Origin of the sequence: Photorhabdus bodei (assembly GCF_003287735.1) — a bacterium.
Classification (GTDB): Bacteria; Pseudomonadota; Gammaproteobacteria; order Enterobacterales; family Enterobacteriaceae; genus Photorhabdus; species Photorhabdus kayaii.
Window position 1 is genome coordinate 20,497 of the sequence record NZ_NSCM01000054.1, and the last position, 9,040, is coordinate 29,536.

The following is a 9,040-nucleotide window of genomic DNA, read 5'->3' on the forward strand; positions in this document are numbered from 1 at the left end:
TTGATGATACAGAATGATTTGTATAGTTGTAGGTTAATGTCAATAATGGGTTATAATCAAGATTATATCTTAATGACTTACTGATCGATTTGATTTGCTTGTATCTTTGCAGAAATAAAAATATATGCTAAGAGATAAGGTGTATACCCTATGGATTTCAAGATGGATCGCGACGGCAAGGGAGAGAATCCCCGGGAGCATAGATAACTATGTGACCGGGGTGAGTGCAGCCAACAAAGAGGAAACTTGAAAGATAACGGGTATATATAAATCAAATGGCAATTAAAGTATTATATTGTATTTTTTAATTTATTTTTCAGTATTTTTCATTTTCATGAGGGGTGGTAATGCTTAGAAATATATTTTATCAATGATATTTATGTCATAAAAAAGCGGCATATAATACCGCTTTAATTTGTTAATGATTTTTTGTGGTGAAATTAGCTGGGTATTTTAAACTAATTCACCAGTGGCCAATTCAATACCACCACACTGTCATTGTAATTATTATTGGCGTCATTTTCAGCACCAATAGTTACTGTTCCCGGTTTTCCATCAAGGGTATTATAGGAGTAACGGAGTTTACAGGGTTTGCCATCCCCGATAATCTCGATACAGATTTTACCTGTACCTGATGTATAAGCTTTGGTATCGGTTCCTTTTCCGGTGAATGTATCTACCAGAAGATCGTCAATATAGACTTTTACTGTTTGTTGATGGGTGGTTGTATTAGTATAAGCTATCAGGCCAAATCGAATACTTTGAGGTAACTGGAAGCAATATTTACCGCCGTCACTAGTGCCACATTCTCCGGCGCAATTGGAAGGTTTGGTAACCGGGAGACAAGGATCTTTAACTTGTGTCATTTTCCACAGGCCGGTATAAGGTTTGCGGAGGTTATTAGCAGAAGTATATACATGACATACTGTTTCAGGGACTCCAACCCAACCATTAGTATCGAGAAAGCCTCTGGTTCCCCAACGGTTATATAGCGTAATACTTTCATCTTCTTTGATTTTTCCATCAATAGATGGCATGTCAGAATAAATAATCCACTCTAATGTCTCTGGACGAATATTTTTATCTGATGTGTGTATCGGGTATATTTCGCCTTCTGGAACCTGTTGATTTGATGCTGCATAATGGCCTAAGTAGCCGCCATCACATTGATAAAGATTGTGGAGTAAAATAGTATCGTTGTTAATAACTTCACTGCCGACAGATTTGCCCGTTGCTGATTCAATTCGCCAGAATGTTCCGGCTTGAGTGGTGGTTATCACAGTATATTTTCCATCTGAAATACCGATCGTTCCATATACACTAAGATATCCACCATCCCAGTTTCTGAAACTATTTAATATTTTTACGGTATCACCATATTTAAGTATATTCGCCATAATTTCTCCAGAAAGTTTGTTATGTGTTTCTGATCGTTGATATATCCCTTGAAATTATTCTGAGCTCATCTTATTACCGCCCAATAATTCTTTAAGTTGAGCCATTGTGATAAATAGGGGGGCTTCACTTTTTGTGATTCTTAGTCGGGATAGCAGTAGCGATAAACGCTTGCCGATTGAGTATCAACCCTAATGATTATTTCGGTAAAGACAGTGCCTTTGTTACTTACTTCTGACAATGAATAGGTTGTTGAAATTGTTGCTGCTTGATTATTCTGCTTTACCATTACCAGCTATCCCAAGTCTGATTACGTCAGGCACTTACTGTGATGATACATAGTGCTTTTTTTTGTTCTGCGTGTGATGTAAATTGCTTACTGTGTCGATGAAATTTAAGCCAACAGAAATTGGGACTCATAATGTCGAAGTTAATTGGAAATAATCAGATAGTTATTATTGCAATGGTTGTCGCATTAGTTCAGTTTATTAATGCGTTAGAGTACATGATGGTAACGCCGCTTTTTGTTTATATGTCGAAAGATTTTCACATGCCAGTTACGATGGCGGGGGTTATTGCCGGTGCTTATGTTTTCTCCTCGGTATTTTCTGGCCTGACATCCTTTTTCTTTATTGATCGTTTTAATAAAAGAAAGGTTCTCATTTTAAACACCCTGCTTCTCGGCCTGATTACGTTCCTGACGATTTTCTCCTCAGAACCATACCAACTTATTCTGCTACGTATCGTTGCCGGTCTGTTTGGTGGGGTGACATTGGGAGTAGGAATTGGCATCTTACTGAATAACTCCCCGGAAAGTATGCGGGGAAGGGTATTGGGAATTGCGTTTTCATCTTTTTCATTTGTGAGTATTTTAGGTATACCGTTGTGTTTATATTTGGCCGAGAGTTTTAATTGGAAAGTCTCTTTTTTACTGATCGTTATTTTATGTATCGTGAGTTTGCCTCTGATCCTCTTCTTTATCCCAGGAACAGAGAAAGTAAAAAATAATCAGAACAAAATTGTGCTGACCAAAAAAATAACATTAGCTGGAATGGCAAGTGGCGTCAGTAATTTTAGTCCCTTCATGCTTATTCCGATACTTGCTCCGCTATTAACCAATGTATTTTATATCCCGGAAAATCAAGTTTCACTGGTATTCTTTTGCGGTGGTATCGCGTCTTGGTTGGGTACTTATTTAACCGGGAAACTTTGCGATAGATACCCTCCTCAGAGAATTACCATTGCCGCGGCGACGTTATTTATTGTTAATATTTTTCTGGGATTAACGGGAAAAATAAATGGATACGTTTTCTTCTCACTTTTTATGTTCGCGACTTATGTACAGGTGATGGCTGCAAATGTGCTCGCTTCCTATGCCTCGACCCCTGAAAACCGAGCAGGTTTTGGTGCCCTCCAGATGGCATTTTCCAATTTAGGCGCCGGCGTGGTGTTCTTCTTCTCCTCCATTTTCTTAGATGGTAAGGAGATTATTGCTGAGAACGTGCGGCCTATTTTCATACTGACTATGGTTAGCGCTTTGGTATTACCTATATACGTAATAAAATTAGCCCGGATGATGAAAAGAGGGACGAAAAATTTAATGGATAATGCTTACCATAGCAATTAAGGGAAAATAACGATAGATATGTGAGCTGGCCTTAATGATAAAATATAGATTTTGCGCTATATTTTAATTTAAGGCTAATCATTGATATAAGAGGGTAGGCGTGATTAATAAGAGGTTAATGTTATTTTAAGTGTAATGTCACAGGGGGAAATTAATGTTGAAAGGATAATTTAGGTCAATGCTGGATTATAGTGTGCGAAAGGATGAAGTTATTATATACCCGTTATCTTTCAAGTTGCCTCTTTGTTGGCTGCACTCACCCCGGTCACATAGTTATCTATGCTCCCGGGGATTCGCTCCTTTGCCGTCGCGATGCATCTTGAAATCCATAGGGTATAAATCCTATCAAAATTATTATTTAACTTACTAATTGATATAGGTGAATAAAATGGAAAGAAAATTAAGTAACACTCAGAATAAACCAGCTATTAATATTATCGCAGGAGTAACAAATATTAAATCTATTTATAATAAAATGCCGTGTAAAGTTGTCGTTGAACATGGATATGTTGCCAGGAAAAGATTCTCTGTGGATAAAATGTCTGAATGGCATGGCAATTTATGGGCTCCCTGGATAGGTGATAAATATGAACCTAATAAAGCCATTCATATCTATACTGAAAGAGGATTTAAATCTGAATTTGAATTTAATATTTGGATATTTCAGGATTATTGTAATCCACCGAATGAAAACGCGGTTAAGTATTCTATAAATAGGGAATTCACTTACGATAATGCATTAGAGATCCCTGGTAATAATCGAGGTGGAGGAAATAAGATACTGACGTTGAATTTTAATGATAATAATATTGATCTGGAAATGATATAGCATTATGAGATATTGAATATATCGGATAACGTGCTGTACCAATAGACATTTGTTGAAATGAAAGCATTTCTCCGCGTGTTGTTCAGTATTTTTGATTGTCTTGTCGATAGTTCGGATGGTTGACTATTAGGCAAGTTTTTATTTGAACTAATAATTAAATTATTGAAATGCTGATACGCGTAGAAATCGTTTATCTCTCTAATACCTATCTCATTAAATTATTTCGTTTACCGTTTATTGTAATAAAGAACAAATCTGCTTAATGAAGTGAGTTGTACTGCGTATAGGTTAATACGCTGGTTGATGGAGATATTGATACAATTAATAATCAATATCATTTGAGCAAAAAAGATAAAATAAAGTCGTGAAATAATAACAATTATCCGATATTTATTGCATATTTTTACTGGTTATTACAGATTATTACAATTTGTAACAAATTAAGAATTAAAAATAGTAACAATTATAATTGGTTACGAAATGTCATTAAGGATTTCCTGGATTTTATTTATTTTTATTTAATTTTGTCTTGTTTAACTTCTGTTGAGGTTGTACCTCTTATTATCTATATAAGATTAATTTTTTCTTTGTTGGATGTTTTCTACGGTAATTCTTTCGTTAGCGTGAGTATAGTTTGAGGTTATTTTGCATCGGTTGTTTTGTTAAGCTATTCGTCAATTGAGATGCCATTATTCATTCCCTCATATTTGCTGTTTGTCTAATTATCTGATTCATAACTATCTGATAAAGCTTGTTATTTCATAAAAATGTCATGCCGTGACACATGATGTTTTTATTCTGTTTTTGGTAGTAAGGAGCCATCAATGACTGCAAGTTTTCAAAATGAAGTCTCTAAGTCGCGTTGCGTATTAATATTAAATTGGATTTACATACTGGCGCTGCACGGAAAAAGGTTGAGCTACCGTTGAAATTACTGGTCATGGGTGATTACGGCAACGGGCAGGAACAGCGCTCACTCTCGGAACGAGAAAAAGTTTCTATAAATAAAAACAATTTTGACAGCGTATTAGCTGAATTTAGCCCCTCACAATTTCAGCAACAAGCGCGTTGGGAGGCACTGACCAACAACTGTATTGCGTCTGGGGCTGATTCATCCCTGGGGTTTCCTTGAGGAGGATCTATGAACAAAGAGATTTTAATTGATGACCTGATGCTTGACATTGGAATGTTAGTCATTGCGCTAAAAAGCGGTGATAAATCGATGCACGGTGAGGTGTTATATCAAAAAGGGGTGGAGTTGATAGAAGAGGCTCGGCAGCAATTAAGTGCAAGTGGTCTCAGCGAAGAGCACATGGCTCACATCATCTATGCCTTGTGTGCGTTGCTGGATGAAACCATACTCAGACGCCCTGAGCGGGATAATAGCTATGAAACTTGGTCGAAAACGCCGTTGCAGACATTATTTTGCAATAGCAACCATGCTGGAGAACGGCTGTTTGAACGTATACGTCAAGTGTTGAATCAACCACAACCCTCTTTGCTGGTATTAGCGGGTTTCCAGCGTGTACTGGCATTGGGCTTTCAGGGGGGTGACTTGGAAAAAATTTCTCAGGAACGTCAGTCATTATTGGATATCTTGACTGATCGTGCCGGGGTGATGGTGGTGCAACCCCATCAGATGATACGCGTCAATTCAGACCGTCATCAGGGCCAATGTTGGCGTGCACGCTCTCCGTGGTTTTGGGGATGCTTGGCCATAGCCGGAGTAACTTTGGTGTGGTGCGGTCTGCGTCTCTACCTTCAGCAATATTTGTCTGTTGGGTAAGGCTAAGGAGAGCAAATTGAGTTGCGTATTAAAACGAATGTTGTGGCTTTTAGCTGGTGTTCTGGCGGCGCTGTTATGTCTATTTTTCCTCCCGTTAGGGAATATGTCAGTTGCATTGTGGTTGGCTGCGATCTTGATGGTAACGGTGATTGCCTGGTGGTGGGTGGGACGTACCACACTTGAAATATCCCATCAGGCCAGTATTTGCCGTTTGATGGCGGCATTACCTGCTGCTTCGTGGCGCCAGCCTGTGGTGCTAACCTGCGGAGATAGCGTGGCAACCCTGTTTGCGGAAGAACCGGTACGCTTCACGCCACAGGGCTGTTTTATCTGTGTGCCGAAACAAAGTGAGATGAGTACGCTGGTAGAAGCGATTATTGCCGCCAGACCTGATTGGTGTAGTCAGATCAGTGTGTTATTAACACTCTTTCCTGAACAGCAATGGGATCACGCGGTGATGGCGGCAAAGATCAGGGAACTTCGCTATCAGGTTGATCGTGTTACTCAAATGACCGCTTGTCATACACCAGTATTGATCGCCAGCTATCTTGATGGCGATATCAGCCCGTGGTTCGAGCTACAGGCAGATAGCTCGACAATGACGGTATGGGGAGAAAAACATGCCGCTGTTGGGATGAATATCTGGTTGACCGAAGGAGATGCACAGCAACGCGTCACACGTTTACAACAAGCGATTGTGGTGGCGGCATGGCAACGTTGGATGGTAGAAAACATCTTGAACGAATGTCGATCCTTGGAGCTGGTCAGTCGGCCTTGTTACCCGATAGCAATGGCGCTGACGTTTTTGCCACAAACGCCACAGGCAGACAGCTTATGGACGAAATGGCTGGTCGATCGTACCACTTTACCTCGCATTAGCCACAGCATTGCTGAGGCGGTGAACGTATCGCCGTTTCCCAATGCTATGTTACGCCTGTTGCCACATCATGTTGGTCATACACCGCACCGACGAGCGGTCATCTGGGGCATCGGCCTACTGAGCGGGTTTGTTTGTCTGGCGTTGGCCTCCAGTGTCTGGAACAACGTGCACCTGTTACGCCAGATACGCAGTGATTTACAGCATTATCAGGTAGTTGACGTGAAAGATAGCGACGCAAAAGTTCAGGCTTACCATCAACTTAAGCTTGATGCGACGTTGCTGGAAAAATATCAACGTGATGGCGAGCCGGTGCGTTTAGGGTTAGGGCTTTATTTAGGTGATCGCCTTTATACACCATTGATGGCTGTGATCAACCATGCGGTGTTACCGGTATCTTCGCCTCCTGTACCGAAGAGTGGCAAGCCGTTGCCACAGACATTGAACCTGAGCAGCATGTCACTGTTTGACGTTGGACAGTCACGTCTTAAGCCAGAAGCGGCCAAAGTGCTGGTGAACGCATTGATTGAGATTAAAGCTAAACCGGGCTGGATGGTGGTGATAACAGGTCATACTGATTCAACCGGTGATGCCGCAAAAAACCGCGTACTGTCGCTGGCGCGGGCAAAAGCAGTACGAGATTGGATATTACAAACCAGTGATATATCGCCGACTTGCTTTGTCGTAAAAGGTGAAGGTGCAACGCGGCCGATCGCTACCAATACAACCGCAGCGGGGCGTGCTGTCAATCGTAGGGTTGAAATCAGTCTGATGCCGCCGAGGGTGGTCGCCTGCCAACGACCAGAAAATCACTTGGGCTGATGAAGACGTCAACACCATTCACTCTGATGTTTGGCATGAACGGAATCAGACTTAACACGCTAACAGACTGCCATACGCGGGTATGGCAACTCTTTTAATTCAGCGGATGAAGTGTTTGTTAAACGTAAAACTGGCCGGGATAACCTCGCCAGACAGATAAATTTTTACCTGAGAATGGGGGCATTTCAAACAACAAGCGACGGGTAAGCATTCGTTAGGCGATAGCTATGGCGAAACACTGCTCACTTGTTGAATGCAGCCTAACTTCTCAATGACAACTGGGACTTTAATATGGATACCGTATTTACTGCACTATTATGCCGCTTAAACGCCTATTGCGCGCGGGCATTGGAAGCTGCCGCTGCATTTTGCCAGACACGGGCACATGCTGAAATCACGGTGGAACACTGGTTACTCAAGCTGCTTGAGGGCGGCGAAGGCGATATTACGGTGATTGCTCGACGTTATGAGTGGGATATGGATGCGTTATGGCAGTCGTTGCTGACTACAATTAACCGTTTGCCACATAGCATCAATCAACGCCCGCGGTTATCAAGCGACCTGTGTAGTTTGTTACAGGTTGCCTGGTGTGTTGCTTCTCTGGAAGAGGGTAATGAATCTATTCGCTCGGTGCATCTTTTGCAGGTGCTGCGCGGCCAACCGGCTTGGTTGCGTATTCATCATACTTGGCCGTTACTCAACTTGAATGTGACGCAACTACAACGTTTGCGCCCGTTGCTGGATCAACAATCGGACGAGCGCCCGGAGATGGAGATAGCGGCGTGTCTGACGGCGGATGGATCAATCGCTGAAATTGAGGATAGCGACACAGATAAATATGCGCTTAATTCTCAGCCATTATCATCGGCTTTGCAGAACGTATTGGACAAATTTACGCTGGATATCACAGCCAGAGCCGCTGAGGGGGGATATTGATCGCGGCTTTATGCACGACGGCGAGGGGCGCGAGATCGATTTTCGTCATACCGTAATTTTAATGATCTCTAATTTGGGCAGTGATCAACTGATAGCGTTATTGGCACAACAGCCTGATGCTCCGAACGCCGCATTGCATGAGCTGTTACATCCGATGTTTCGCGCCCGTCAGCTTCAGGCGAGTAAAACCGTGCTGCCGGGCCATGCCCATTACCGGCTTGAAGTCCGGCGCTGCACTCCCTTGCAGGCTATGGGAGTTTTTGTTCGCCACCCGAAGGTGATCCTTGCGGGCGATAGGAGCATCAAGATAACAAGAAAGGTATTAACAATTACGTCAGAAGCGGTCAAACTTTTGCCTTATGCGACCCTTCATTTTTCACTGAGTACATCCAACCAATTCGAACACCTATCATACCTATTACACTTAATATGTTAACTCAGCAATTCATCTTTAGTTTCTGTGAAACGTGATTTTATTTTCATAAGATTTACCCTTCATCATTAATTAGTGTTTGTGTATATAAAAGATCTGCAGCGCGATGACAAAGTTCTGTAAATATAGCTATTTCACCTTTGGACATATTAGACTCCACAATATCAGCCATATTGTGCCTATTTGATGCAACTCGCTGCAAAAACATTAGGCTGTGTCCCGCAATAGGCTGAGATAGAATAATCTATGTGGCTCTGACTTTCGGAAAAAACATGTTATGGCTCGTTACGACCTTCCTGATGAAGCATGGGAGTTACTGCTCCCCTTATTGCCCC

At 41.8% G+C, this 9,040-nt stretch carries 8 protein-coding genes and 1 pseudogene; 8 read left to right on the top strand and 1 reads right to left on the bottom strand.

Features of this window, described 5'->3' with window-relative positions; all coding sequences use genetic code 11:
• The first annotated feature begins 124 nt into the window (after positions 1-124).
• Positions 125-250, top strand: coding sequence for a hypothetical protein (locus CKY02_RS26455; protein ID WP_274382203.1), 126 nt, complete (start codon positions 125-127; stop codon positions 248-250).
• Between the two features lie 208 nt (positions 251-458).
• Here CKY02_RS26455 and CKY02_RS20295 read toward each other — a convergent pair whose 3' ends face one another.
• Complete coding sequence (locus CKY02_RS20295) at positions 459-1,397, bottom strand: fucose-binding lectin II (protein ID WP_112896697.1); 939 nt, start codon at positions 1,395-1,397, stop codon at positions 459-461.
• 419 nt (positions 1,398-1,816) lie between these two features.
• Here CKY02_RS20295 and CKY02_RS20300 point away from each other — a divergent pair, with 419 nt between their 5' ends.
• The 7 genes and pseudogenes from CKY02_RS20300 to CKY02_RS25230 all read left to right on the top strand — a co-directional run bounded on the left by CKY02_RS20300 (position 1,817) and on the right by CKY02_RS25230 (position 8,708).
• Entirely contained in the window at positions 1,817-3,022 is a 1,206-nt protein-coding gene (locus tag CKY02_RS20300; RefSeq protein WP_112878046.1) for an MFS transporter, read from the top strand.
• Between the two features lie 388 nt (positions 3,023-3,410).
• Positions 3,411-3,851 carry a hypothetical protein gene (locus CKY02_RS20305; RefSeq protein ID WP_112878045.1) on the top strand — a complete coding sequence of 147 codons (441 nt, stop codon included), beginning with the start codon at positions 3,411-3,413 and terminating at the stop codon, positions 3,849-3,851.
• Between the two features lie 824 nt (positions 3,852-4,675).
• Positions 4,676-4,899, top strand: a pseudogene (locus CKY02_RS20310) (type VI secretion system contractile sheath small subunit); the annotation flags it as partial.
• Between the two features lie 93 nt (positions 4,900-4,992).
• Positions 4,993-5,637 carry a type VI secretion system protein TssL, short form gene (gene tssL / locus CKY02_RS20315; RefSeq protein ID WP_112896698.1) on the top strand — a complete coding sequence of 215 codons (645 nt, stop codon included), beginning with the start codon at positions 4,993-4,995 and terminating at the stop codon, positions 5,635-5,637.
• A gap of 16 nt (positions 5,638-5,653) precedes the next feature.
• Complete coding sequence (locus CKY02_RS20320) at positions 5,654-7,336, top strand: OmpA family protein (protein ID WP_112896699.1); 1,683 nt, start codon at positions 5,654-5,656, stop codon at positions 7,334-7,336.
• A gap of 291 nt (positions 7,337-7,627) precedes the next feature.
• Positions 7,628-8,272 carry a Clp protease N-terminal domain-containing protein gene (locus CKY02_RS20325; RefSeq protein ID WP_240002103.1) on the top strand — a complete coding sequence of 215 codons (645 nt, stop codon included), beginning with the start codon at positions 7,628-7,630 and terminating at the stop codon, positions 8,270-8,272.
• Positions 8,273-8,282: 10 nt separating this feature from the next.
• Positions 8,283-8,708: a hypothetical protein gene (locus CKY02_RS25230; RefSeq protein ID WP_193493185.1), complete on the top strand. Its 426-nt coding sequence runs from the start codon at positions 8,283-8,285 to the stop codon at positions 8,706-8,708.
• The last annotated feature ends 332 nt before the right edge of the window (positions 8,709-9,040 follow it).